Below are 23,311 nucleotides of genomic sequence, written 5' to 3'. Positions count from 1 at the left end.
AACTGTTGCATTTTTGCCGAAATGCCGGCTAAACCCTTATTTTCGCTTCATGGCTTCGGCAAGTGCTGCGCCGAAGGCGCCCTGGCTCTCCGGTTTCTGAGCCGCGGGCCGGCGCTCGTTCTGCGGCCTCGACCCCTGGTTTGGGCGAGAATCACCACGCGGCGGCGGCGCTGATGAGCCGTCATCGCGCCGCATGGAAAGGCCGATGCGCTTGCGCTTGGCATCGACTTCGACAACCCGCACCTTGACGACATCCCCCGCCTTGACGACCTCGTGAGGATCCTTGACGAAGCGATCGGCAAGCTGGGAGACGTGCACCAGACCATCCTGGTGCACGCCGATATCGACGAAGGCGCCGAAGGCGGCGACGTTGGTCACCGTGCCTTCCAGCACCATGCCGGGCTTCAGGTCGGAAATTTCGTTGACGCCCTCGGCAAAGGTCGCGGTCTTGAAGCTCGGACGCGGGTCGCGGCCGGGCTTTTCCAGCTCTGCGATGATGTCCCTGACCGTCGGCAGGCCGAATTTCTCGTCGATGAACTGGCGCGGATCAACCGATTTCAATACGGCGCTATCGCCCATCAGCGCGCGCAGATCGCGGCCGCAGGCGGCGACGATCTTCTTGGCGACGCCATAGGCCTCCGGGTGCACCGAGGAGGAATCGAGCGGCTCCTTGCCGTTGGGGATGCGCAGGAAGCCGGCGCATTGCTCGAAGGTGCGGCCGCCGAGTCTGGCGACCTTCAGGAGATCCTTTCTCGTCTCGAAACGGCCCTCGCTGTCGCGGTGGCGGACGATGGCATCGGCGATCGACGGGCCGAGGCCGGAAACGCGCGAGAGCAGCGGCGCTGACGCGGTGTTGAGATCGACACCGACGGCATTCACCGCATCTTCCACCACGGCATCGAGCGAACGCGACAGCTTCTGCTGGTCGACGTCGTGCTGATACTGGCCGACACCGATCGACTTCGGTTCGATCTTGACCAGTTCGGCCAGTGGATCCTGCAGGCGGCGCGCGATGGAGACGGCGCCGCGCAGCGACACGTCGAGATCGGGGAATTCAGCAGCAGCGGTCGCCGAGGCGGAATAGACCGAGGCGCCGGCTTCCGAGACGATGACCTTGGTCGGCTTCGGCGCCGGCAACTCGGCCAGCATGTCGGCCACCAGCTTTTCGGTTTCGCGGCTGCCAGTGCCGTTGCCGATCGAGATCAGCTCGACATTATGCTTGCGGATCAGCGATGCGAGCTCGACCTGGGCGCCGCGCACATCGTTCCTCGGCTGGAAGGGATAGACGGTCGATGTCGCCACCACCTTGCCGGTGCCGTCGACGACGCCGACCTTGACGCCGGTGCGGATGCCGGGATCGAGACCCATCGTCGCGCGCGAGCCGGCGGGCGCGGCCAGAAGCAGATCCTTGAGATTGCGGGCGAAGACATGGATCGCCTCTTCTTCGGCCCTCTCGCGCAGTTCCCGCATCAGGTCGAGCGAGAGCGACATGGAAAGCTTGACGCGCCAGGTCCAGCTTGCGACCTCCGTCAGCCAGCGGTCGCCGGGACGGCTCGTACCGATCTCGTAGGCTGCCACGATCATGCGTTCGACCGGCTTGTTCGGAGAGACGGTCTCGGCGTCGGCCTCGATCGTCAGCGTCAGCACCTCCTCGTTCCAGCCGCGCAGCATGGCGAGCGCGCGGTGGCCGGGGGCGGTCGCCCAGCGTTCGGAATGATCGAAATAATCGGAAAACTTCTCGCCGGTCGCCTGCTTGCCGTCGACAACTTTCGCCTTCAGCAGCGAGGCCTGGCGCATATGGGCGCGCAGCCTGCCGAGCAGATCGGCATTTTCGGCAATGCCTTCGGCGATGATGTCGCGCGCGCCTTCGAGCGCCGTCTTCACATCAGGCACATCCGCTGTGACGAAGCCTTCGGCCAACACCGCCGGTTCCCTGGCGCGGTCGGCAAGGATCGTCTCGGCGAGCGGGCCGAGGCCGCGCTCGCGGGCGATTTCCGCCCGCGTGCGGCGCTTCGGCTTGTAGGGCAGGTAGAGATCTTCGAGCTCGGCCTTGGTTTCGGCGCCTGCGACCTTCACCATCAGCTCGTCGGTCATCTTGCCCTGGCCGGTGATCGATTCGACGATCGCGTCGCGCCGGGCTTCGAGTTCGCGCAGATAGACCAGCCGCTCGGCGAGATTGCGCAGCTGCGTATCGTCCAGCCCGCCCGTCACTTCCTTGCGGTAGCGGGCGATGAAGGGCACGGTTGCGCCCTCGTCGAGCAGCTCGATGGCGGCTTTGGCCTGTTCCGGCCGGGCGCTGATTTCGGCCGAGATGCGGGCTGCGAGAAAACGGAGGTCTGCGGCCATGGGGGTTCCTGGGGATTTCCTGTTTCGACAAAGGTGGCGGGACCATAGCGGCGAAAAGCGGCAAGGCAATGTTGGAGTTTACAGGCAAGCGCCGATCCACAGGATAAGCATGCCGGAAAGACGGCGATTTTGCGGTTGTGCAGATGCGCCATTCTTTGCTAGCAGAAGCAACGTTTTGACCCGGCGCCCATGCCATCCCTCCCCTCACGCGGGAGGCAAGGAAATTCGACATGCCAAACCTTCTTCTCGAACTCCGCTCCGAAGAGATTCCGGCCCGCATGCAGCGCAAGGCTGCCGGCGACCTGAAGAAGCTCGTCACCGATGCGCTTGTCGAAGCGGGCCTGTCCTACGAGGGCGCACGCGAATACTGGACGCCGCGGCGGCTTGCGCTCGACATCCATGGCCTGACGGCGCGCTCGGCCGATGTGCGCGAGGAACGCAAGGGACCGCGCACCGACGCCAACGAGAAGGCGATCGAAGGCTTCCTGCGCGGCGCTGGCCTTTCCTCGGTCTCCGAGGCGCAGGTGGTGAGCGACCCGAAGAAGGGCGATTTCTACGTCGCGGTCATCTCCAAGCCCGGCCGCGCGACGGAAGAGATCGTCACCGATATCATGCCCGGCATCATCCGCGATTTCCCCTGGCCGAAATCGATGCGCTGGGGCAAGGCCTCGTCGAAGCCCGGCGCGCTGCGCTGGGTGCGGCCGCTGCAGTCGATCGTCTGCACCTTCGGGCCGGAGCATGAAGAGACCACCGTCATCCCCTTCGAGATCGACGGCATCACCGCCTCCAATATCACTTACGGCCATCGTTTCCACGCGCCCGAGGCGATCACGGTGCGGCGCTTCGACGATTATGCGGTGAACCTGGAAAAGGCCAAGGTCATCCTCGATGCCGAGCGGCGCAAGGACATCATCCTGCACGACGCCCGCGACATCGCCTTTGCCAACGGGCTTGAGCTGGTGGAAGACGAAGGCCTGCTGGAGGAAGTCTCCGGCCTCGTCGAATGGCCGCAGGTGCTGATGGGCAGCTTCGAGGAGGATTATCTCTCGATCCCCTCCGAAATCATCCGGCTGACGATCAAGACCAACCAGAAGTGTTTCGTGACGCGGCCGCAGGGCGGCGAAACGCTGTCGAACAAGTTCATCCTCGTTTCCAATATCCAGGCGAGCGACGGCGGCAAGGAAATCGTCCACGGCAACGGCAAGGTGGTGCGGGCCAGGCTTTCGGATGCACTGCATTTCTGGAAGCGCGACCAGGGCAATCTGCCGGATCTCGAGATGCTGACGGCTTCGGCGGCAAAGTTCGGCCTCGACATCAAGAAGCCGCTCGACCAGCGCATGGCCAAGCTCGATGCGCTTGACGTGACCTTCCATGCCAAGCTCGGCACACAGGGCGCGCGCGTCGCCCGCATCCGCACGCTGGCCAAGGAATTGGCGAAGATAACTGGTGCGGATGCGGCCCTCGTCGATCGCGCCGCCGTACTCGCCAAGGCCGATCTGCGCACCGAAGCCGTCGGCGAATTCCCGGAGCTGCAGGGCTTGATGGGCCGCAAATATGCGGTGCTGCAGGGTGAGGACGCCTCCGTTGCCGCAGCGATCGAGGACCACTACAAGCCGCAGGGTCCGTCGGACCGCGTGCCGGAGGACAAAGTGGCGATCACCATTGCCCTTGCCGACAAGCTCGATACGCTGATCGGTTTCTGGGCGATCGATGAAAAGCCGACAGGGTCGAAGGATCCGTTTGCGCTGCGACGGGCAGCACTCGGTGTCGTCAGGATCCTGCTGGAGCGAAGGATCCGCCTGCCGCTGCTGGCAACGACCAGGGATGGCGACCTGCTCTCCTTCTTCCACGACCGCCTCAAGGTCTACCTGCGCGACCAAGGCGCCCGCCATGATTTGATCGACGCCGTGCTGACGCCCGATGCCGACGACCTGTTGATGGTGGCGCGCCGCGTCGAAGCGCTGACGGCCTTCATCACCTCGGAAGACGGCAAGAACCTGCTTTCCGGCACCAAGCGCTCGACGCAGCTGCTTGCCGCCGAGGAAAAGAAGGGCACCGTGATCGCCGACGGTGTTTCGCCAGCGCTTCTGAAGCTCGATGCCGAGAAGGAATTGTTCGCCGCAATCTCCAGCGCCTCGAAGGATGCGTCGCACGCCGTCGCCGGCGAGGATTTTCGCTCGGCGATGGAAGCGCTCTCCAAGCTGCGCGGCCCGGTCGACCGCTTCTTCGAAGAGGTGCTCGTCAACGACGAGGACGCCGCCATCCGCGCCAACCGTCTCGCTTTGCTGCGGCTGATCCGCGAGGCGACGGGAACGGTTGCGGATTTCTCGAAGATTTCGGGGTGACATTCGGCCGCCATCGGCGGTCTGGCATTGCCGCCGCCGTAGCGTTATTCATATAGACATGCAGAGCAAGATTCTCGTCAGCGCCTGTCTTATGGGCCAAGCCGTTCGGTATGACGGGCGGGCGAAGCCGTTGCTTCATCCGGTAATCGAGACATGGCGGGAAGAGGGCCGGCTCGTGACGATCTGTCCGGAGATGTCGGCGGGCATGACGGTGCCGCGGCCGCCGGCGGAGATCGCAGAGGCGGCAACCGGCGAAGAGGTGCTGGCCGGCACGGCGCGGGTTGTCGAGCTGACGGGCGCCGACGTGACGGAAGAGTTCCTGCAGGCAGCAAAGAATGCCGTGGCGCTCGCAAGGCAGGCCGGCTGCCGCTATGCGCTGCTCATCGACGGCAGCCCGTCCTGCGGATCCGGTTTCATCTATGACGGCACGTTTTCCGGCCGCAAGCAGGCCGGCAACGGCGTGACGGCGGCGGCGCTGAAAGCTGATGGCGTCGAAGTGTTTTCCGATCATGAGATCGAGCGGCTGATCGAACGTATCAGGCAATGAGCCTCAAAAGGCACGGCCGCCGGAGAACCGACGGCCGCTAAGAATTTCGTGATAAAAACGCCTTTGTCCCCGTGCCGTTTAAGCCGCGCGGCGACCTTGATGCATGGCCGGGGCAGCGCTTTCGCCACTGACGCGGAAGCCGCGGATGAGGTCGATCAGTTCGTCGGTATCGCTGGCCAGCGTTTCGGCCGATGCCGTGGTCTCCTCGGCCATGGCGGCGTTCTGCTGGGTGGCGGCGTCGAGCTGGTTCATCGACGAGGAGATCGAGCGCAGCGTCGTGTCCTGCTCGGAAGCGCTGTGGGCGATCTTGGCGACGATCTCGTTGGCGGCCTTGATCTGGTCGGAGATCCGCTTCAGCGCTTCACCGGCCTCGCCGACCAGACGGACGCCGTGGTCGACCTGGCTGGAGGAGCGGGCGATCTGGTCCTTGATCTCCTTGGCGGCCGCGGCGGAGCGCTGGGCGAGCTCACGGACTTCCTGGGCGACGACCGCAAAACCCTTGCCGCTTTCGCCGGCACGGGCCGCCTCGACACCGGCATTCAGCGCCAGCAGATTGGTCTGGAAGGCGATCTCGTCGATGACGCCGATGATCTTGGTGATCTCCGAGGACGACTTCTCGATGCCGCTCATTGCCTCGATCGCCTGGGTGACGATCGCATCGCTGTGGGTGGCTTCGGTGCTGACCGAATGGACGCGCTTGCTCGCCTCATGGGCGCCATCGGCCGTCTGGCGGACGGCAACGGTCAGCTCATCGAGGGCCGCTGAGGTTTCTTCCAGGCTGGCGGCCTGGCGTTCGGTGCGCTGCGACAGTTCGTTGGAAGCGCGGCGGATCTCTTCCTTGCTGGTGCCGATATCGGTGCCCTTGGCGCTGACCTTGGCCATGGCGGCTTCGAGATGCGACAGCGCATCGTTGAAGTTGTCGCGAAGGGCGGCGTATTTCTGGCCGAGATCGGCGCAGCGGACGGTGAGATCGCCGCGGGCGATCATCTCCAGCGCCTGGCCGATCGTCGTCACCACGCGCGCCTGCAGCGTTGCCTCGTCCTGCTGCTGGCGCAGATTGTTTTCGCGCTCGCTTTCCAGCGCCAGCTGCTGGGCCGCCTCGCGATCCGACATCTGATGGCGCTCCCTGATCTTTTCCTGCAGCGAGAGCGTCGCCTTGGCCATCATGCCGACTTCATTGTTCATGCCGGTATGCGGGATGGAGATGGAAACGTCCTCTTCCGAGACCGCCTTCAGGGCGGCGTGGACATTGTTGAGAGGCCCCGATATGCCGCGAATGACGATGTAGGCGGCCGTCATGGCAAGGAAGAACAGAACGATGCTGCCGGAGAGTGCAGTCAGGATCGTACTGTTTATCTGAGCATCGAGATCGTCCATATAGACGCCGGTAACGACGACGATCTTCCAGGGTTCGAAGGCCTGGCCATAGGCCGTCTTGCGATAATCGCCAACGGGTTGGCCCGGTTTGACCGTGGAATAATATTCGACGAGACCGCCGCCCTGCTGCCCGAGCTTGACCAGCTCATCGCGATAGAGCTTGCCTTTGCTGTCCGGCTGGCCCTTGTTGATCTGCCCGACTTTCGAGGCATCGTAGTGGAATACCATCTGGACGTCGTAGCTATAGCCGAAGAAATAACCGTCGGGATCGTATTTCATCCCATTGACGGTGGTGTAGGCCTGCTTCTGGGCATCCTCGAGCGTCATTTCGCCCGCGGTTACCTTGGACTGGTAAAGCTTGAGAACCGAGACCGCCGACTGAACCTCGGCGCGGAGCATGTCGTAACGCTCCTTGTAGATCGCATCGACCGAGGAGCGGATCTGCAGGGAGGTGGCGATCGCAAAGGCGATCATCAGGCCGACGACCAGCAATATGAGCTGCTTCGATATCTTCAAATTTTTCATGACGCCTCGCAACGGGAATGGATGGCTGCATTCCGGTGCGGTTTTCTACCGCCTGTGCGAGCGCGCCGAAGAAGAGGGCGCGTCTACCGCTGCTAAAACAAACATGCTGCGACCGGGTAAGGAACAATTGATGCCCACCCTATAAAAAAGCTTTAACTTTATTGTTCGCGGCGCGAATTTCCCTAAAAATCGAGGGGTAATTTACAAGGCAAAACCGCCGGATTTCAGGCATATTAAAACAGGAATGCACCCTCGCTTCTCTTCGAGGGTGCATCCGGTCCACCGGAGGTGGAACCCCAAGCGATCGAAACCTTGATCAGGCAGGGGCAGGGAACTTTGGTTTTACGCAATTCCCGGCAAAACCGCTGCGCGCTTTGCCTGGGAAAACCGCCGCGCACTTTCGCGCGACATGCTTTAGAAACGCAGCTTGAATTCGGAAACGTTAAGGGCTGCGGGTTGTTCCGCCATGCCGGCCGCGACAGGCCTGGCGTCGCCGCCGATGACGGCCGCCGTCGTCGCATTCATGTCGATGCCGTCAGCAGGCAGGGCTGGAGGTGCCGCGGCAAGCATTGCTTCCGGGGTCGCCTTGCTGACGAAGACGACGGGCGAGCCGCCCATCCAGCCCTCGGTGCGATAGATCTTCTTTTCGCCGCCGACATCGCGGATTTCACTTGCTTGGAGGACGCCGGGCTTCAGCTCCGGCACCGTATAGTCCTTCTTGGTGAGTTCCGCCTGGAGCGGCGGGCAATGGGCGCAGGTTTCGGTGACGATGCTGCCTTCAGCGGACGGAGCAATCTTGCCGACCACCTCTATCGAGGACGCCATTGCTGAGCCTGCCATCAGCAGGATTGCCGCACCGAGGAAAATCTGACGCATCAAAGTTACTCCGTCTCACCTTCGGAGCAAATTAGCGCAGCTTTGTTTCCATCCCGTCAGGGGAAAGGGTAAAAATTTAAAGAACGCGGCGGTTTATACTCATTCCGAGCCGGTTTCGCGCTCGATCGCCCGCCAGCCGATGTCGCGCCGGCAGAAGCCGTTTTCCCATTTCACCCTGTCAAGCAGCGCATAGGCGCGGTCCTTGGCCTCGGCGACCGTACCGCCTGACGCGGTGACGTTCAGCACGCGGCCGCCGATCGCAACCAGTGCACCATCCTTCAGACCCGTGCCGGCATGAAACACCTTCTCGCCCTCGCCTGCATCGGGCAGCGAGAGGATCGGCGTGTTCTTCTCGTAGCCGCCGGGATAACCCTTCGACGCCATGACCACCGTCAGCGCCGGATCGTCGTTCCATTCGGCGTTGACCTGATCGAGCGTGCCGTTGGCGGTGGCGAGCAGCAGCGGCAGGAGATCGCTCTTCAACCGCATCATCAGCACCTGGCATTCGGGGTCGCCGAAGCGGACATTGTATTCGATGAGCTCCGGCCCCTTCTGGGTGATCATCAGCCCGGCGAAAAAGACGCCGGAGAAGGGATGGCCGCTCTCGGCCATGCCGCGCATCGTCGGCTCGATGATCTCTTTCATTGTGCGCTCGACCATCTCGGCGGTCATCACAGGCGCCGGCGAATAGGCGCCCATGCCGCCGGTATTGACGCCGGTATCGCCCTCGCCCACCCGCTTGTGATCCTGGGCGGTTGCGAGCGGCAGCGCATGTTTGCCATCGCAGAGGCAGAAGAAGCTCGCTTCCTCGCCATCGAGATAGGCTTCGACGACGACTTCAGCGCCGGCAGCGCCAAAAGCGCCCTCGAAGCAGTCGTCGACCGCGGCCAAAGCTTCATCGAGCGTCATTGCAACCGTCACGCCCTTGCCGGCAGCAAGGCCATCGGCCTTGACGACGATCGGCACGCCTTCGGCGCGGATATAGGCTTTCGCCTTCGGTCCATTGTTGAAGCGCTGGTAGGCGCCTGTCGGAATATCGTAGCGGGCACAGATATCCTTGGTGAAGCCCTTGGAACCCTCGAGCTGGGCGGCGGCAGCGGAGGGACCGAAGACCGCCAGGCCATCGGTGCGCAGCCGGTCGGCAAGTCCGGCAACCAGCGGCGCCTCCGGGCCGACGACGACGAAATCGATCGCCTTGTCCTTGCAGAAGGCCGCGACCGCTTCGTGATCCTCGATGTCAACCGACACGAGAACGGCGTGTTCGGCAATGCCGGGATTGCCGGGTGCGGCGTAGAATTCCGTCATCAACGGCGATTGCGCCAGCTTCCAGGCGAGCGCATGCTCGCGTCCGCCCGATCCGATCAACAGAACCTTCATGCGCGACCCTTTCCTTTTCTGTCTGGCGGTTAAGGGCCAAGGGCTAAAAGGTCAAGCGGGAAAGCTTACCAGCCCCCGCCTCCACCGCCTCCGCCACCGCCGCCGGAGGAGCCGCCGCCGGAAAAACCGGAGGATGAGCGCGACGGCGGCGGCGCGGGAATCGTCGACGCGATGGTCGAGGCCATCGAAGAGGAAAAGCCACCGATACGATCGGAAAAGCTGCCGCTGTTGAAGTTGCCGGCATACCAGGCGGGCGCATAGGCGGCAGCCGCACCGGCGGCAGCTGCCGCAAGCCAGGTCTCGAAGGTGCGCGACCAGGGTTTTTCGACGCCGAGCGCCACTGCATAGGGCAGCAGCGTCTCGAAATGCCGCGGCGACATTTCCGGGGCGCCGGCCGTGTTCATCCGGTCCTTCTCGGCAAGCGTCAGATACTGGCGCAGGCCGTCTATGCCATCCATCATCTTGGCGCCGAGCGGGGTCGGCGCACCCATGATGAAAAAATAGAGGATGTTCAAAAGCACGATGCCGCCGACGGCAAAGAGCATCGGCGTTTCGTGCAGTTGCACCAGCGACGAGGCAAGCGCCAGCCCCATGGTCGCCAGGATGCTGATGCCGACGAAGACGCCGATCGCGGCGGAGATGATGGCGATGATCTTGCCGAACAGCGACTTGCCGCGATGCAGCGACCTGACGAGGCCGGCGACGAACACCGAAATGAAGACCGAGATGACGATCGGGATCAGCATCACCGCGATGGTGTCGGGCTCCAGCGAACCGAAAACGAACAGGATCACCAGGGCCGCGGCACTGAGCGCGATGCCGCCGGCGGTATAGGCCAGGTTGGAATTGTAATATTTGCCGCGATGCTCCTTCTCGATCGCCGAGCGGAAGGCCTGACCGACGGACTTCACCCGCTCGCCGTTGGCCTTGTCGATCGTCAGCGTCGAGCCGGCGCCACCGGCAACTCTCAGCAATTCGATCTCGCCGGCCTGGAACTTCTCCTTGCCGAGCGGCTTGCCGGTTCCGCGGATGACGATCGAATTCTTCAGGTCTTCGAGCTTGACGTAACCGCGGACGGCAAGATTGAGCGCGGTGGCGGACAGCGCCGTCCAGCCCTCTCCGGAGAAGCCCTTATTGTCGATATAGTTGACCAGCGCCGGCGAGATACCATCAGGCGCGTCCCAGCGTGGCACGACGACGCCACGGGCGGGATCGCGGCCGACCTTCAGCCAGGAGCGCGTGTAATAGGCGAAAACGAGGATCAGGCCGCCGAAGCCGATGAAATAATTGCGGTTGTCCTTCAGCCACCAAGTGCTTTCCATGTCCGCGCTCGGCGGATCGATCGACCCCTTCGGCATGCGGATTGCAAAGGTCAGCCCTTCGTTGGGGCGAAGGGGCGTGGTGGTGGAAAAGACCAGGCCAGCGCCGGTCTCGCTGACGCGGGCGTTCTTTCCGGTGGCTCCCTGCGGGCCGGTGAAGAAGGTCGTCTCCATCGCGCCGACCTCAGGCGGCAGCTTCACCGTCGCGGTTGCCAAGCGGATCGGGAAGATCCAGCCATTGCCGGTGACGTTCCAATAGAGTTCGTCATGATTGTCGAAATAGCGGATCTGGCGATTGGTCCTGTAAGTGAAGACATATCGATGACGGCCCGGCGTCACCGTCACATCGGCGGAACCGGCATAGATGCGGATGCCGCCTGAGATCGATTCGGTGTGCCAGGGCTCGTCCTCGCCATCGCGCTGGACCGAGACCATATCGAAATCGACGCTGCGGCGACGGCCGGCGGCATCGGTGAAATAGAGCGGGAAGTCACGGAAGATGCCGTGGTTGATCTGATTGCCCTCGGCATTGACGGTGATCGTCTCCGTCACCGACATCGCGCCGCTCTTTTCGAGCGCGATGTCGGAGGCGAAACTGTCGATCACCTCGGCTGCAAAGGCCGCTGGAGCGGCAAGCATCAAGAGCAGTGCAAAGCAAAATCCGAAAAACCGACGACCCATCCCTGTCTCCCCGCCGGCAGCCTCGGCTGCGTTTCGTCAATCGTTGTCCTGATAGGTCACGCCGAGGGCTGCGAGCGTCCTCCAATAGGCGGGGAAGGTCTTGCCGACGCAATCGGGATCGAGAATGGTGATGCCGTCGATCTTCAGCCCGGCCAGCGCGAAACTCATGGCGATGCGATGGTCGGCAAAGCTGTCGATCTCTGCCGGCAGATGCTGGCCCACCAGTGCGGGATCCGATTGTACGATCAGATCATCGCCCTCTTCGCGGGCAAGGCCTGAAACAATGCGGTTGAGGCCGGTCGAGAGCGCCCGGATGCGATCGCATTCCTTGACGCGCAGATTGGCGATGCCGACGAAGCGAACCGGCGTCTCGTTGAAGGCGGCAAGCACGGCAAGGGTCGGAACGGCATCCTGCATCTGCGAGCCGTCGATCTCTGCCGGCAGATGCGGAAAACGGGCGATCGTGGCGTAAGCGCGTGCGTCCGGCTGCGAAAAGGCGTCGGAGGGAACACCGAGATCGATCGCGCCGCCTGTAAGGACTTCCGCAGCCCAGAGATAGGTCGCAGCCGAGGCATCGGGCTCGACGATGAAATCCGCAGCGCGGTAGCCGGTGGGCTCAACACGCCAGGTGACGGGGCTGGTCTTCTCGACCTTGGCGCCGAAGGCCTTCATCGCCGCGGTGGTCAGATCGATATAGCCGAGCGCGCCGATATCCTCGCCGACGAGTTCGATGTCGACCGGCCGGTCGCCGCCGGCCGCCATCATCAGCAGCGCCGAAACATACTGGCTGGACAGACCGCCATCGATGCGGATGCGGTCGGCCTGGAAGCGGCCGGTGCCCTTGATTGTAACCGGCGGGCAGCCGGTCTCGGCGGTGACGTCGACGCCGAGCGTGCGCATCGCCTCGACCAGCGGACCGATGGGACGCTTGCGCATATGCTCGTCGCCATCGACGATGACGGTGCCGTCAACCAAAGCCGCAGCCGCCGTCAGGAAGCGTGTCGCCGTGCCGGCATTGCCGAGGAAGAGCGGCGCTTTCGGCGGCAGCAGCCTGCCGCTGCCGGTGACGACGAAGCTGGTGTCGTCAGGCTCGTCGATCGCAACCCCCATGGCGCGCAGCGCTTCGGCCATATAACGCGTATCGTCGCTCTTCAGCGCCCCGGTCAGCCGGCTGGTGCCCTTCGCAAGGCCGGCGAGCAGAAGCGCGCGATTGGTGATCGACTTGGAGCCCGGCGGCATGGCGCGGCCCGAAAGCGGCCTGCCCGGCGGGATGATCGTGAGTTTGGCTGTGCGTGTCATGCTGTTCTTCCGTCGATAGGGCGACCCTAAAGCGCGTCGCGATCTGCCCCTGCTCTTAATCGCTTTCTGGCAAAGGCAAAATGCCGGATCGTCAGAATTTCACGGTGGGGACGGCGCGGTCGGTCTCGTTGGTGATTTCGAAATATTCCCGCTTGGCAAAACCGAACTGGCCGGCAACGAGATTGGACGGGAAGCTTTCGACCTTGACGTTCAGGTCGCGGGCAGCACCGTTGTAATAACGCCGCGCCATCTGCAGCTCGCCTTCCATGGTTTCCAGCGAGGCCTGCAGTTCGGCAAAGTTCTGGTTGGCCTTGAGATCGGGATAGGCCTCGGCGAGCGCGATGACCCGGCCGAGCGCCTGGCCGAGCAGGCCTTCCGCCTGCGCCCTGCCGGCGACATCGCCTGATGGTACGGCCTGCGCCTTGTTGCGGAGCTCAACCACCTCTTCGAGCGTGGTCTTTTCATGGGCGGCATAGCCCTTGACCGTCTCGATCAGGTTCGGGATCAGGTCGGCGCGGCGCTTGAGCTGGACATCGATGCCCGACCAGGCCTCTTCCGCCATCTGCCGCGCGCGAACCAGGCCGTTGTAGACGAAGACGAGATAAAGCGCGATGACAACGATAATAGCGAGTGTCACAAACATGCAGATGGGCTCCCCGATTTGATGATCGCACGTTAGTGATTCGGCATAACAAAGTCATCTTGGCGCAGTCATTCTTTGACTGATTTCGATCAGACTTTGAAAATACCGCTCGTCTAAGAACTTATTCGCCAATCCGGAGCATAGGCATCCATCTTCTCGCTCTCTCGCCAGAGGTTGAAACGTTCGGTCCAGCGTTGCTCGACACCAAGCGCCACGGCGAACGGCAGATGGTGCTCGTAACATTCGATCGACATTGGCGGGCCATCGATCTCGCCGTGGAAATAACGGTGCAAACTGAGGATGTTATTGCGGATCTGCCGCTGCTTCGACGTTGGCATGCGCAGCATCGCCAAAACAGCGATAATGCCGGCAATGTGCAGCAAGATCGCCACCAGATATGGCTGCTGTTCGCCGATCACCTCGGTCATGCCAATATAGCCAAGTGCAACAATCAGTATCGCCGGAAGACCCACAAACAAACTAATCGCCTGTTTGAACTGCTCGGAGGTGCCGGTGGCCACGGGAAACCGCTCTGGATGGCGGAACATTGTTACCACCAGAAAAACAATGAACAATATCCCGCAGATGGCCGCGGAAAAAATCAAGAGGCCCGACAAATAGGCAGTGGCAATGCCGAGAACTAGAATTGTAGCCGAAGTCGTCAACGCTGCTCGATCTGCGCCGCCTCTAACTTTCCAATATTCCTCGGCGACTGTCTGGTGCAAGTCACGTTCGAAACCATACAGGGCATATACGACGGTGCGCCGATCATTGACGGGCCGCTCTCCTTCAATTCGACCAAATACCGAACGCGTCACAGCTGGAAGACCATACCATCTGGCGCGCGCCACCTTGCCCTTCTTGCGCACCTGCCTGGCAGACAAATCCGAAGCTTCAGCATTCTCCCCAAGGCCAGAAATGCGAAGCAGTCTCTTCATTGCGAGATGGCAGACAGACGCCATGAAGGCCGCCTTTGCAGTATCCGGCTTCCAGTTCCAAAACACATAGGCGGCTAAAGCAGGCGAGATGCTCTCCGTCTTCTTGCTATCGACAGCAATTGAAGGTGCAGGCAATCGCCAGCTCTGCCCGAATCTCATGAGGACAAACAGACCAGCGAGGAGCGGTCCCAAAATGCTGATGAATGGGAGAAAGTGATCGGAAAGCCACCACTGCACCCGCTTGCCGCTCGTTACGGTCACAAAGGTCCCTGTGGGATATTCGATCTCGATGTCCGGCAGCTTTCGATCCGCTTTACCTACTGGAATAGATACCAAGATCTCATTCGGTGCGCTCCGCGTAATGGCATAGGCCGCCGCCCGATCCTGTTGCGAGGGGCGTACCGTTCCGCCCGGCGGCAGCTTCAGAGTAAGCGTTTTTTTCGCTCCCTGGCCGTGCACGCGGCCCATATAGGCCGGCAGGAAGAGAACCTCGCGATCGCCTTCCTGACGAACCAGGCGTCCGAGCCAGTAAGCGATCTGGATCTTTGTAACACCGGTGAGCAGATCTGCAGAACAGCTTTTGCAGTGCTCCGCTCCTATGTAAACCGAATAACCCGGCACATTGTTTTCTTTGAAATAATATTCGTCGATTCCGTCACGCCGGGCTGCGGCCAGTTCGAAATCGCGCCAGTGAACACCACCTGACGCATCCGTGAAACGTTGCGGGATATCAACGTAGACGCCGCCGTAATTTTCCGCCTTTTTGACCAAAATGTCGAAGTGTTCCGACACAAACGCACTGCCGTCGGTATAGACTTCGATCGTAGTGTTTGCCGAATAGACGGTGAATTCTTTGTCGAAATTGCTGCACGAAGTCAGGACGAACAGCATGGCGCATAAGATGGGCCATGCTAAAAGGCGCAACATCCTGGGGGCGGAATTTTCATACAAAGGTTTAAAGTAAAGAATACCGCTCTTCAAAAGAGATACCGAAGCCATACGTGATCGCAACACCCACAAGACAATGTGGGGGCGGTTTGCGCAATACAAAAGAAGCGGAGCGACGGAAGCGACGGAAATTTTCGAGACGGCTTTTACGCCGCCTCTTTCGAGAGATTGACGCCGCCGGCGTCGGTCAGCAGGAAGGCTTCGCCGCAGGCCTTGGCAAGCGTGCGTACGCGCAGGATGTAGCTCTGGCGCTCGGTGACCGAGATGACGCCGCGGGCATCGAGCAGGTTGAAGACATGGCTTGCCTTGATGCACTGGTCATAGGCCGGGAAGACGCATTTGTGCAGGCGCTGGTTGGCGTTGTCGCCGGGGGCGCCGGCATCGAGCAGCGCCCGGCATTCCTTCTCGGCATCGACGAAATGGCGATGCAGCATCTCGGTGTTGGCGAATTCGAAATTATGGCGCGAATATTCCTGCTCGGCCTGCAGGAAGACATCGCCATAGCTGATCTTCTCGTCGCCGTCGCGGCCGTTGAAGTTCAGGTCATAGACATTGTCGACGCCCTGCACATACATGGCGAGACGTTCGAGGCCATAAGTCAGTTCGCCGGCAACAGGCGAGCATTCGATGCCGCAGACCTGCTGGAAATAGGTGAACTGCGAGACTTCCATGCCGTCGCACCAGCATTCCCAGCCGAGGCCCCAGGCGCCAAGCGTCGGGCTTTCCCAGTCGTCTTCGACGAAACGAATGTCGTGCAGCAGCGGATCGAGACCGATCGCCGCCAGCGAGCCGAGATAAAGCTCCTGCAGGTTGGGCGGGTTCGGCTTCAGGATGACCTGGTACTGGTAATAATGCTGCAGCCGGTTCGGGTTTTCGCCATAGCGGCCGTCGGACGGGCGCCGCGACGGCTGGACGTAGGCCGCCTTCCACGGCTTCGGGCCGAGGGCGCGCAGCGTGGTGGCCGGGTGGAAAGTGCCGGCGCCGACTTCCATGTCGTAGGGCTGCAGCACCGCGCAACCCTTGTCCGCCCAGTAGTTATGCAGGGTCAGGATCAGCGCCTGGAAGGAGCGCTTCGGGTTCATATGGTCTGGGATAGCTGACATCGAACGGCACCGATTGCTTGGGATTTATCGGCGCGACAGGTGCCATGGAGGGCGGCGGGGGTCAAGACTTTTGCGGCGGCGGAGAGATCTAAAACCCCTCCCCAACCCCTCCCCACAAGGGGGAGGGACTAACCCGGAGTACCCGCCTCGCTCCTCCCGAAACGTCGAAGATCTGGAAAGCGGGTGCGGCAAATTAAGCCCCTCCCCCTTGTGGGGAGGGGTTGGGGAGGGGTCTAGCATGCCGGATGGGCGGCAGATGAGCGGCGACGCCTCTTATTCTCCCTCGCGCTTCAGCCGGTATTCTCCCGTCGCCGGGTCCTTGACCAGTGTGCCGATTGCGCCGGTCTGGCGCTCCTTTTCAGCGCGGCGCGACTTTTCGGCGAGCTTGCGGGCATCGGAGACGAAGCGGCGGTAGAGCCACCAAGCCGAGAAAACCAGGACCAGGATCGTAATAAGCTGTGCCATGCCCCTCTCTTGCTCCTCTCAAAGCCCGAACCGGCTCCACAATGCTCTCTCTTCCGCCGCTTCGACAAGCCCCGTCGCGAGACCGGATGCAGCACCTTCGAGCGAGACCGGCGATACGCCGGGAATCCGGCGGCCGAACAGGCCGCGGCCGGCGGTGACGAGCTCCAGCTTGGTCTTCTGGCCGTAGCGCCTCTTCAATTCCTGGCGCATGTCGCCGAGGCCGTCGATGAGGCCGAGTTCGAGGCCGCGTGTACCGCTCCAGAACAGGCCGGAAAACACCGCCGCATCGTCCCTCAGCTTGCCGGCGCGACGCTCGCGCACCATGGAGATGAAGACCTGATGGATTTCGAGCTGCAGGCTTTTCAGGTACTCGATATCCTTTTCTTTTTCCGGCTGGAACGGATCGAGGATCACCTTATTTTCGCCCGCCGTATAGACGCGGCGTTCGACGCCGATCTTCTTCAACAGTTCGGGAAAGCCGAAACCGCCGGAGACGACGCCGATCGAGCCGACGATGGAGGTGGCGTCGGCGATGATCTCGTCGCCGGCAAGCGCGATCATGTAACCGCCCGAGGCGGCGACATCCTCGACGAAGACCAGAACCTTCTTCTGCTTCTCGCGGGCAAGCTCGCGAATGCGGGTGAAGATCAGGCGCGACTGCACGGGCGAGCCGCCCGGCGAATTGATGGAGATGGCGACCGCCGGTGCATCCTTCATGGCGAAGGCTTTTTCCAGGACCGGAGAGACATTGGCGAGGTTGAGGGTCGGCCGGAACTGGCCGCCGCCGCTGATGATCACCCCCTGCAGCCGGACGACCGGAATGGTGATGCCGTCCTTGCGGAACCGTTTCGGCATCAGTTTTCTCAAGAATCCGGCCATTTCCCATCCTTCGCTTCGGGTCGCACGATCGTCACCCATGTATGCGCTGGAACGACAAACGCAATGGCTGCGTTCCTGAAAACATTGGGTTTGAATTTGTTGTTGCGAATGACTTGCATTGTCATTCTAAGTCGTCATAGTGCACGCACGATAAAACAGGTGGAAATCGCATGGACGTCCTCAATCCGAATCCAAAGAGCGGCTGGCGGCACGAACGCGGCGAGGCGTCGCTGTCCGATGTCTACCGCACCGTCGGAACCGGGCGTCACAGCTCGGCATGGCGAAGGGCGGCAGCCTTCGCCGGGCCGGGCTACATGGTCGCCGTCGGGTACATGGACCCCGGCAACTGGGCGACCTCGCTCGCCGGCGGCTCGAAATTCGGCTATGCGCTGCTCACCGTCGCGCTGCTTTCCAACCTGATGGCGATCGTGCTGCAATCGCTCTGCGCGCGCCTGGCGATCGCCTCCGGCCGCGACCTCGCACAGGCCTGCCGCGACGCCTTTCCGAAATATGTCTCGCTGCCGCTTTGGGCCTTTGCTGAAATCGCCATCATCGCCACCGATATCGCCGAGGTGATCGGCACGGCGATCGGCCTCAATCTGTTGATGGGCATCCCGCTCGAACTCGGCGTGCTCATCACCGCGCTCGACGTCTTCGTGATCCTCTTCCTGCAGAAGCTCGGCTTCCGCTGGGTGGAAGCCTTCATCATCGCGCTGCTCGGCGTCATCGCGGTCTGCTTCGGCGTGCAGATCCTGCTGGCCGACCCGCAATGGGGAGCGGTCCTCACCGGCTTCTTCCCGACGACCGAGATCGTCACCAATCCGGAGATGCTCTACCTGGCGCTCGGCATTCTCGGTGCGACCGTCATGCCGCACAATCTCTACCTCCATTCCGGCATCGTGCAGACGCGGGCCTATGGCCATACCATTCCCGAAAAGAGGGAGGCGCTGACCTTTGCGACGATCGACTCGACGGTCGCGCTCTGTTTCGCGCTGCTGATCAATGCCTCTATCCTGATCCTGGCAGCCGCCGCCTTCAACGCGCACGGCAAGACCGACGTCGTCGAACTCGGCGATGCCTATTCGCTGCTGTCGCCGCTCCTCGGCCTCGCCATCGCGCCGACGCTGTTCGGCATCGCGCTTCTCTGCTGCGGTCTCAACTCGACGGTGACGGCGACGCTTGCCGGCCAGATCGTCATGGAAGGCTTCCTCAAGATCCGGCTGAAGCCGTGGGTGCGCCGGCTGATTACCCGGGCCATCGCCATCGTGCCGGCAGCGATCGTCACCATCTGGTATGGCGACCAGGGCACGGCGGAGCTTTTGATCCTCACCCAGGTGGTGCTCAGCCTGCAGCTTTCCTTCGCCGTCTTCCCGCTTGTCATGTTCACCGCCAACAAGTCCAAGATGGGCGAACTCGTGGCGCCGCGCTGGTTGAGTGGGGTTGCCTATCTGATCGCGGTCGTGATCGCCGGACTGAACGTCAAGCTGCTCCTCGACTTCGTCACCGGCTGAAGCAATTCCAGGAAAAGTGTGGCGCCAGTCTAAAGCCTGGCATAGGCCGCCCGGCCATTGTTGAAATCATCGACGAGAGGGGAGAACTTGTGGCTCCCCTCTTCGTGCATGATCAGGGCCGCACGCAGCGACAGCCGCGCCCGCGATCCCTTGATCGCAGTCACCAGGATCCGCACGGCGTTTTCACCCGGACGCGGATGGATGGCGGTGATCTCGATGCCGCCGAAGCGCCGGCCGCAGGCCCTGATGATCTCGGCGATCGACTGTGGCCTGGCGATCAGCGACAATTGCCCGCCTGAGATCATGATGGCGCCGGCCGTGCGGATCCAGCTTTCGAACAGGCCGTCGGTCATCGCATGGGCTTCGGCCTTCAGCGCATCCGGCGTGCGCCGGTCGCCGGCGTCGTTGAAGGGCGGGTTCATGATGACGTGGTGGAAGCTCTCATCGGTGAGCCCCGCATCGTTGCGCGCCTTGGCGGTCAGCGTCACATCGGCCTCGACGACGCTGACGCGGCCGGCGATATGGGCATTGTCCGGCAAAAGGATGCTGCGGCGGGCATAATCGGCCATCTCGGCCGAGCGTTCGAACAGCACCACTTCTGCATCGGCAAGGCGCGAGGCGACGGCAAGGCCGGCAGCGCCGGCGCCGGCGCCGAGATCGGCAACCCTGATCGGGCGATCGTCGGCGACCAGAGCCGCAAGCAGCATCGCATCCATGCCGGAGCGATGGCCCCTGCCCTTCGGCTGCACCACATGGAAGCCGCCGCGATGAAAGGCATCGACAGTGTCAGTGGCGGTCATCGGAGCTCACTTCCGCTCGCGCAGCTCGCCGCCGAGACCGGCATCGGTGAGGATGCGGCGCGCCTGATCGGCCATCTCCTCATCCACCAGCAGGCGGCGCGACAGCATCCCGAGCGAGCCTTCCAGCACGCTCATGCCCTGATCGGCGATGAAGCAGTGAATTCCGGCATCCTTCATCAAACTCTCGGCATAGGAGAGAAGAACGGGATCGTTGGCGCGGATAAGCTCATGCATTTGCCGTCGTTTTCCTTCCAATTTCGCCCAGCGCGACAATTCACCCCTTGCCGCGTCCATCGCCCCTTTCTATTGTCAGATGCAATGAATGAATAGGAGTCCGGGTCGTTGGGCGTGGTCATACCGCTTGAAGAAAGCAAAAACAAACTGGCATCCATAAAGCCGCTGGTCGATCTCACCAGGGCGGATATGGAGCGAGTAAACCAGCTCATTCTGTCTAAGGCCGGCTCCGATGTGCAGATGATCCCCGAAGTGGCGAACCATCTGATCTCGTCCGGCGGCAAGCGGCTGCGGCCGATGCTGACACTGGCTTCCGCGTCACTGTTCGACTACAGGGGCGAAAACCACGTCAAGCTCGCCACATCGGTCGAGTTCATGCACACGGCAACGCTGCTGCATGACGACGTCGTCGACGAAAGCGATCTGCGCCGCGGCAAATCGACGGCGCGGATGATCTGGGGCAACCAGGCAAGCGTGCTGGTCGGCGACTTCCTGCTCGGCCAGGCCTTCCGCATGATGGTCGATGTCGGCTCGCTCGATGCGCTGGACGTCTTGTCTTCCGCCGCCTGCGTGATCGCCGAAGGCGAGGTGCTGCAACTTTCCGTCGCCAAGAACATGGAGACGACGGAGGACGATTATCTCTCGGTCATCCGCGCCAAGACGGCCGCTCTTTTTGCCGCCGCCGCCGAAGTCGGGCCGATCGTCGCCGAGGTCGGCCGGTCCGGCCGCAATGCGTTGAAATCCTACGGCATGAATCTTGGGCTCGCCTTCCAGCTCGTCGACGACGCGCTTGATTACGGCGGCAAGGCGGCCGATCTCGGCAAGAATGTCGGCGACGATTTCCGCGAAGGCAAGATCACCCTGCCGGTCATTCTCGCCTATCGCCGCGGCACAGAGGATGAGCGCGCCTTCTGGCGCGATGCGATCGAGGCCGGCAACAGCACCGACGCCAACCTCGAAAAAGCGCTGGGGCTGATCACCAAATATGGCACGCTCAGCGACACGATCGGTCGCGCGATCCATTACGGAACAATCGCACGGGACGCGCTTGCGCCCCTTCCCGATACGGTCTGGAAATCCGCCCTGATGGAAGTGATCGACTTCTGCATCGAGCGCGTCAATTGATCAAACGTCCTTGATCGCAGGCTGATTTTCTTGCAGCGCCGCTTCAAAAAAGCCATCCTGTTGTGAATCAGTGATCGCAACTGGTTTTGCGACCGACACCATTTGTCGGGACGCTGTCGAAGAAAGGTTTCCTAATGCGGCAGAGACTTGCCATCCGTCTTCTTACGAGCGCAGCGCTGGCCGCTGTCCTTTCGCTCAGCGGTGTCGGCGGCGCGAACGCCGAGGATGCGGCCAAGACAGACGATTCCGGCACGGCCGTTCACTTCGATGCGGACAGCGTCACCACTTTCTCCGGCGCCTTTCTCGCCGCGCGCACGGCCGATGTCGATCATGACTACGAAACGGCGATCGAACTCTACAAGAAGGCGCTGCAGATCGAGCCTGGCAATCCCGAGATTCGCCAGCGGCTGATGATCTCGCTGCTGCTCAATGGCGATATCAAGGACGGCGTCAAATATGCCAATGACCTGAAGGGCGATCCTTCCGTCGAGCGTATCACCACGATCGTGCGCGGCATGGATGCCGTACGCCGTGACGACTACAAGTCCGCCGAGGCAATCCTGAAATATAAGGGGCCAAACGATCTCGATCGGATGATGAACGACCTGCTGCTCGCCTGGGCCCGCGTCGGCGCCGGCCGCGGCAAGGAAGCGCTGACGATGGTCGAGAAGATGAAGGGGCCGGACTGGTTCCGCATCTTCCAGAATTACAATGCCGGAGCGATCGCCATCGCCATCGGCGACGTGAAATCCGCCCGAAAGCATCTGAACGATGCCGTGCTCGACAAGGAGGGGGGCGCAACCGCGCCCGACACCTTCATGCGCGCCGTGATGGCGCTTGCCCGCCTCGAAGCAACACAAGGCAATAAGCAGAAGGCGCTCGACGCCGTTTCCGTCGGTGACAACCTGTTGCCGAACTATGCGCCGCTGAACGCGCTGCGCGACAGTATCGAAAAGAACGAGAAGCAGGAGCAGCAGGTCAAGACGGCCGAAGAAGGTGCAGCCGGCGTGCTCTTTTCGGTGGGCGGCGCGCTGAACCGCGACGGCGCCGAGGACATCGTCTCGCTGTATCTGCAGACGGCCAATGCGCTCGATCCGAACAGCGCCGATACGCTGGTGCTGCTCGGCGGCATTGCCGAGAAGCAGAACCAGATGGACCGCGCCATCGCGCTCTACAAGAAGGTGCCGGAGAATTCGCCGATGCGGCGCATCTCCGAGCTGCAGCTCGGCCTTGCCCTTGCCCAGGGCGGCAAGGTGGACGAGGCGCGCAAGCACCTGCAGGCGCTGATCGCCTCAGACCCGAAGGACATCCGCAGTTACCTCGCCTATGGCAGCGTGCTCTCCGACGCCAAGGACTACCAGGCGATGGCCGCGAATTACGACAAGGCCGTCGAAACGATCGGCCCCATTCCCGGCCGCGCCAACTGGAGCGTCTTCTTCCAGCGCGGCATTGCCTATGAGCGGCTGAAGAAGTGGGACCAGGCGGAACCGAACTTCCGCAAGGCGCTGGAGCTCAATCCCGACCAGCCGCAGGTACTGAATTATCTCGGCTATTCGTGGATCGACATGAACCGGAACCTCGACGAAGGTCTCGGCATGATCAAGAAGGCCGTCGACCTTCGTCCCGACGACGGCTACATCATCGATTCGCTCGGCTGGGCCTATTTCCGCCTTAACCGCTTCGACGATGCCGTCGACGAGTTGGAGCGGGCTGCACAGATCAAGGCCGGCGATGCGACGATCAACGACCATCTCGGCGACGCCTACTGGCGCGTCGGGCGCAAGCTCGAGGCCGTCTACCAGTGGAACCGGGCGCTCGGCTCCGAGCCCGAAGCTGCCGAGATCCCGAAGATCAAGGACAAGGTCGCCAACGGCCTGCCCCCCGCCACCGACGATGCCAAGGCGGCCGACAAGAAGCAGCCGGATCCGGCACCCGTTATCCCGCCGCCGGTCGACAAGAAATCCTGACGGGCG

The 23,311-nt window shown here is 62.1% G+C and carries 18 protein-coding genes; 5 read left to right on the top strand and 13 right to left on the bottom strand.

The window, feature by feature from the left end:
- Positions 1–36 precede the first annotated feature (36 nt).
- Entirely contained in the window at positions 37–2,346 is a 2,310-nt protein-coding gene (locus OLZ32_RS10050; protein ID WP_264420820.1) for a Tex family protein, read from the bottom strand.
- 230 nt (positions 2,347–2,576) lie between these two features.
- On the opposite strand from OLZ32_RS10050, the gene glyS reads away from it, so the two are divergent.
- Positions 2,577–4,691, top strand: coding sequence for a glycine--tRNA ligase subunit beta (gene glyS, locus OLZ32_RS10045; RefSeq protein ID WP_264420818.1), 2,115 nt, complete (start codon positions 2,577–2,579; stop codon positions 4,689–4,691).
- 58 nt (positions 4,692–4,749) lie between these two features.
- The gene (locus OLZ32_RS10040) at positions 4,750–5,238 is read left to right on the top strand and encodes a DUF523 domain-containing protein (RefSeq protein ID WP_264420816.1); all 489 of its coding nucleotides are present in this window, start codon (positions 4,750–4,752) and stop codon (positions 5,236–5,238) included.
- Between the two features lie 78 nt (positions 5,239–5,316).
- On the opposite strand, the gene OLZ32_RS10035 is transcribed toward OLZ32_RS10040, so the two are convergent.
- The 10 genes from OLZ32_RS10035 to OLZ32_RS09990 all read right to left on the bottom strand — a co-directional run bounded on the left by OLZ32_RS10035 (position 5,317) and on the right by OLZ32_RS09990 (position 17,668).
- Positions 5,317–7,140 (bottom strand): methyl-accepting chemotaxis protein, encoded by a 1,824-nt coding sequence (locus OLZ32_RS10035; protein WP_264420814.1) that lies wholly within the window; start codon positions 7,138–7,140, stop codon positions 5,317–5,319.
- Between the two features lie 414 nt (positions 7,141–7,554).
- The gene (locus tag OLZ32_RS10030) at positions 7,555–8,016 is read right to left on the bottom strand and encodes a plant virulence effector HPE1-like domain-containing protein (protein ID WP_221963914.1); all 462 of its coding nucleotides are present in this window, start codon (positions 8,014–8,016) and stop codon (positions 7,555–7,557) included.
- Between the two features lie 99 nt (positions 8,017–8,115).
- On the bottom strand, positions 8,116–9,393 hold the full coding sequence (purD, locus tag OLZ32_RS10025) for a phosphoribosylamine--glycine ligase (RefSeq protein ID WP_264420812.1): 1,278 nt from the start codon (positions 9,391–9,393) through the stop codon (positions 8,116–8,118).
- A gap of 65 nt (positions 9,394–9,458) precedes the next feature.
- Positions 9,459–11,393: a DUF2207 domain-containing protein gene (locus tag OLZ32_RS10020; protein WP_264420810.1), complete on the bottom strand. Its 1,935-nt coding sequence runs from the start codon at positions 11,391–11,393 to the stop codon at positions 9,459–9,461.
- A gap of 36 nt (positions 11,394–11,429) precedes the next feature.
- On the bottom strand, positions 11,430–12,692 hold the full coding sequence (locus OLZ32_RS10015) for a 3-phosphoshikimate 1-carboxyvinyltransferase (RefSeq protein WP_264397042.1): 1,263 nt from the start codon (positions 12,690–12,692) through the stop codon (positions 11,430–11,432).
- 91 nt (positions 12,693–12,783) lie between these two features.
- Positions 12,784–13,335, bottom strand: a complete 552-nt coding sequence (locus OLZ32_RS10010) for a LemA family protein (RefSeq protein ID WP_264420808.1) — start codon at positions 13,333–13,335, stop codon at positions 12,784–12,786.
- Positions 13,336–13,448: 113 nt separating this feature from the next.
- A complete protein-coding gene (locus OLZ32_RS10005; RefSeq protein ID WP_264421120.1) occupies positions 13,449–15,200 on the bottom strand; it encodes a DUF2207 domain-containing protein in 1,752 nt (583 codons plus the stop codon).
- 167 nt (positions 15,201–15,367) lie between these two features.
- On the bottom strand, positions 15,368–16,324 hold the full coding sequence (locus OLZ32_RS10000; protein ID WP_011650682.1) for a glycine--tRNA ligase subunit alpha: 957 nt from the start codon (positions 16,322–16,324) through the stop codon (positions 15,368–15,370).
- Positions 16,325–16,597: 273 nt separating this feature from the next.
- On the bottom strand, positions 16,598–16,789 hold the full coding sequence (locus OLZ32_RS09995) for a hypothetical protein (protein ID WP_003545875.1): 192 nt from the start codon (positions 16,787–16,789) through the stop codon (positions 16,598–16,600).
- Between the two features lie 18 nt (positions 16,790–16,807).
- Positions 16,808–17,668 (bottom strand): S49 family peptidase, encoded by an 861-nt coding sequence (locus OLZ32_RS09990; RefSeq protein ID WP_003545874.1) that lies wholly within the window; start codon positions 17,666–17,668, stop codon positions 16,808–16,810.
- Positions 17,669–17,838: 170 nt separating this feature from the next.
- Here OLZ32_RS09990 and OLZ32_RS09985 point away from each other — a divergent pair, with 170 nt between their 5' ends.
- A complete protein-coding gene (locus OLZ32_RS09985) occupies positions 17,839–19,179 on the top strand; it encodes an Nramp family divalent metal transporter (RefSeq protein ID WP_003545873.1) in 1,341 nt (446 codons plus the stop codon).
- A 29-nt stretch (positions 19,180–19,208) separates the two neighbouring features.
- Here the strand turns inward: OLZ32_RS09985 and OLZ32_RS09980 are convergent, their stop codons facing one another.
- Together OLZ32_RS09980 and OLZ32_RS09975 are read right to left on the bottom strand one after the other, a co-directional pair.
- A complete protein-coding gene (locus OLZ32_RS09980; RefSeq protein WP_264420805.1) occupies positions 19,209–19,979 on the bottom strand; it encodes a tRNA1(Val) (adenine(37)-N6)-methyltransferase in 771 nt (256 codons plus the stop codon).
- A gap of 6 nt (positions 19,980–19,985) precedes the next feature.
- On the bottom strand, positions 19,986–20,213 hold the full coding sequence (locus OLZ32_RS09975) for a putative signal transducing protein (protein WP_003545870.1): 228 nt from the start codon (positions 20,211–20,213) through the stop codon (positions 19,986–19,988).
- A 108-nt stretch (positions 20,214–20,321) separates the two neighbouring features.
- On the opposite strand from OLZ32_RS09975, the gene OLZ32_RS09970 reads away from it, so the two are divergent.
- Both OLZ32_RS09970 and OLZ32_RS09965 read left to right on the top strand, forming a co-directional pair.
- Positions 20,322–21,338, top strand: coding sequence for a polyprenyl synthetase family protein (locus OLZ32_RS09970; protein ID WP_018070111.1), 1,017 nt, complete (start codon positions 20,322–20,324; stop codon positions 21,336–21,338).
- A gap of 134 nt (positions 21,339–21,472) precedes the next feature.
- Positions 21,473–23,305: a tetratricopeptide repeat protein gene (locus OLZ32_RS09965; RefSeq protein WP_264420801.1), complete on the top strand. Its 1,833-nt coding sequence runs from the start codon at positions 21,473–21,475 to the stop codon at positions 23,303–23,305.
- The last annotated feature ends 6 nt before the right edge of the window (positions 23,306–23,311 follow it).

It is taken from the genome of Rhizobium acaciae (genome assembly GCF_025941625.1).
GTDB lineage: Bacteria > Pseudomonadota > Alphaproteobacteria > Rhizobiales > Rhizobiaceae > Rhizobium > Rhizobium acaciae.
This window is presented reverse-complemented; position numbering and strand designations above follow the sequence as displayed.

Bases quoted from the DNA above. Each gene is read 5' to 3' on its own strand.
- OLZ32_RS10010 (WP_264420808.1), bottom strand. From the start codon at position 13,335: ATGTTTGTGACACTCGCTATTATCGTTGTCATCGCGCTTTATCTCGTC.
- OLZ32_RS09995 (WP_003545875.1), bottom strand. From the start codon at position 16,789: ATGGCACAGCTTATTACGATCCTGGTCCTGGTTTTCTCGGCTTGGTGG.
- purD (WP_264420812.1), bottom strand. From the start codon at position 9,393: ATGAAGGTTCTGTTGATCGGATCGGGCGGACGCGAGCATGCGCTCGCC.
- OLZ32_RS10035 (WP_264420814.1), bottom strand. From the start codon at position 7,140: ATGAAAAATTTGAAGATATCGAAGCAGCTCATATTGCTGGTCGTCGGC.
- OLZ32_RS10005 (WP_264421120.1), bottom strand. From the start codon at position 15,200: ATGTTGCGCCTTTTAGCATGGCCCATCTTATGCGCCATGCTGTTCGTC.
- OLZ32_RS10040 (WP_264420816.1), top strand. From the start codon at position 4,750: ATGCAGAGCAAGATTCTCGTCAGCGCCTGTCTTATGGGCCAAGCCGTT.
- OLZ32_RS10030 (WP_221963914.1), bottom strand. From the start codon at position 8,016: ATGCGTCAGATTTTCCTCGGTGCGGCAATCCTGCTGATGGCAGGCTCA.
- OLZ32_RS09980 (WP_264420805.1), bottom strand. From the start codon at position 19,979: ATGACCGCCACTGACACTGTCGATGCCTTTCATCGCGGCGGCTTCCAT.
- OLZ32_RS09975 (WP_003545870.1), bottom strand. From the start codon at position 20,213: ATGCATGAGCTTATCCGCGCCAACGATCCCGTTCTTCTCTCCTATGCC.
- OLZ32_RS10015 (WP_264397042.1), bottom strand. From the start codon at position 12,692: ATGACACGCACAGCCAAACTCACGATCATCCCGCCGGGCAGGCCGCTT.
- OLZ32_RS10050 (WP_264420820.1), bottom strand. From the start codon at position 2,346: ATGGCCGCAGACCTCCGTTTTCTCGCAGCCCGCATCTCGGCCGAAATC.
- OLZ32_RS10020 (WP_264420810.1), bottom strand. From the start codon at position 11,393: ATGGGTCGTCGGTTTTTCGGATTTTGCTTTGCACTGCTCTTGATGCTT.
- OLZ32_RS10000 (WP_011650682.1), bottom strand. From the start codon at position 16,324: ATGTCAGCTATCCCAGACCATATGAACCCGAAGCGCTCCTTCCAGGCG.
- OLZ32_RS09985 (WP_003545873.1), top strand. From the start codon at position 17,839: ATGGACGTCCTCAATCCGAATCCAAAGAGCGGCTGGCGGCACGAACGC.
- glyS (WP_264420818.1), top strand. From the start codon at position 2,577: ATGCCAAACCTTCTTCTCGAACTCCGCTCCGAAGAGATTCCGGCCCGC.
- OLZ32_RS09990 (WP_003545874.1), bottom strand. From the start codon at position 17,668: ATGGCCGGATTCTTGAGAAAACTGATGCCGAAACGGTTCCGCAAGGAC.
- OLZ32_RS09965 (WP_264420801.1), top strand. From the start codon at position 21,473: ATGCGGCAGAGACTTGCCATCCGTCTTCTTACGAGCGCAGCGCTGGCC.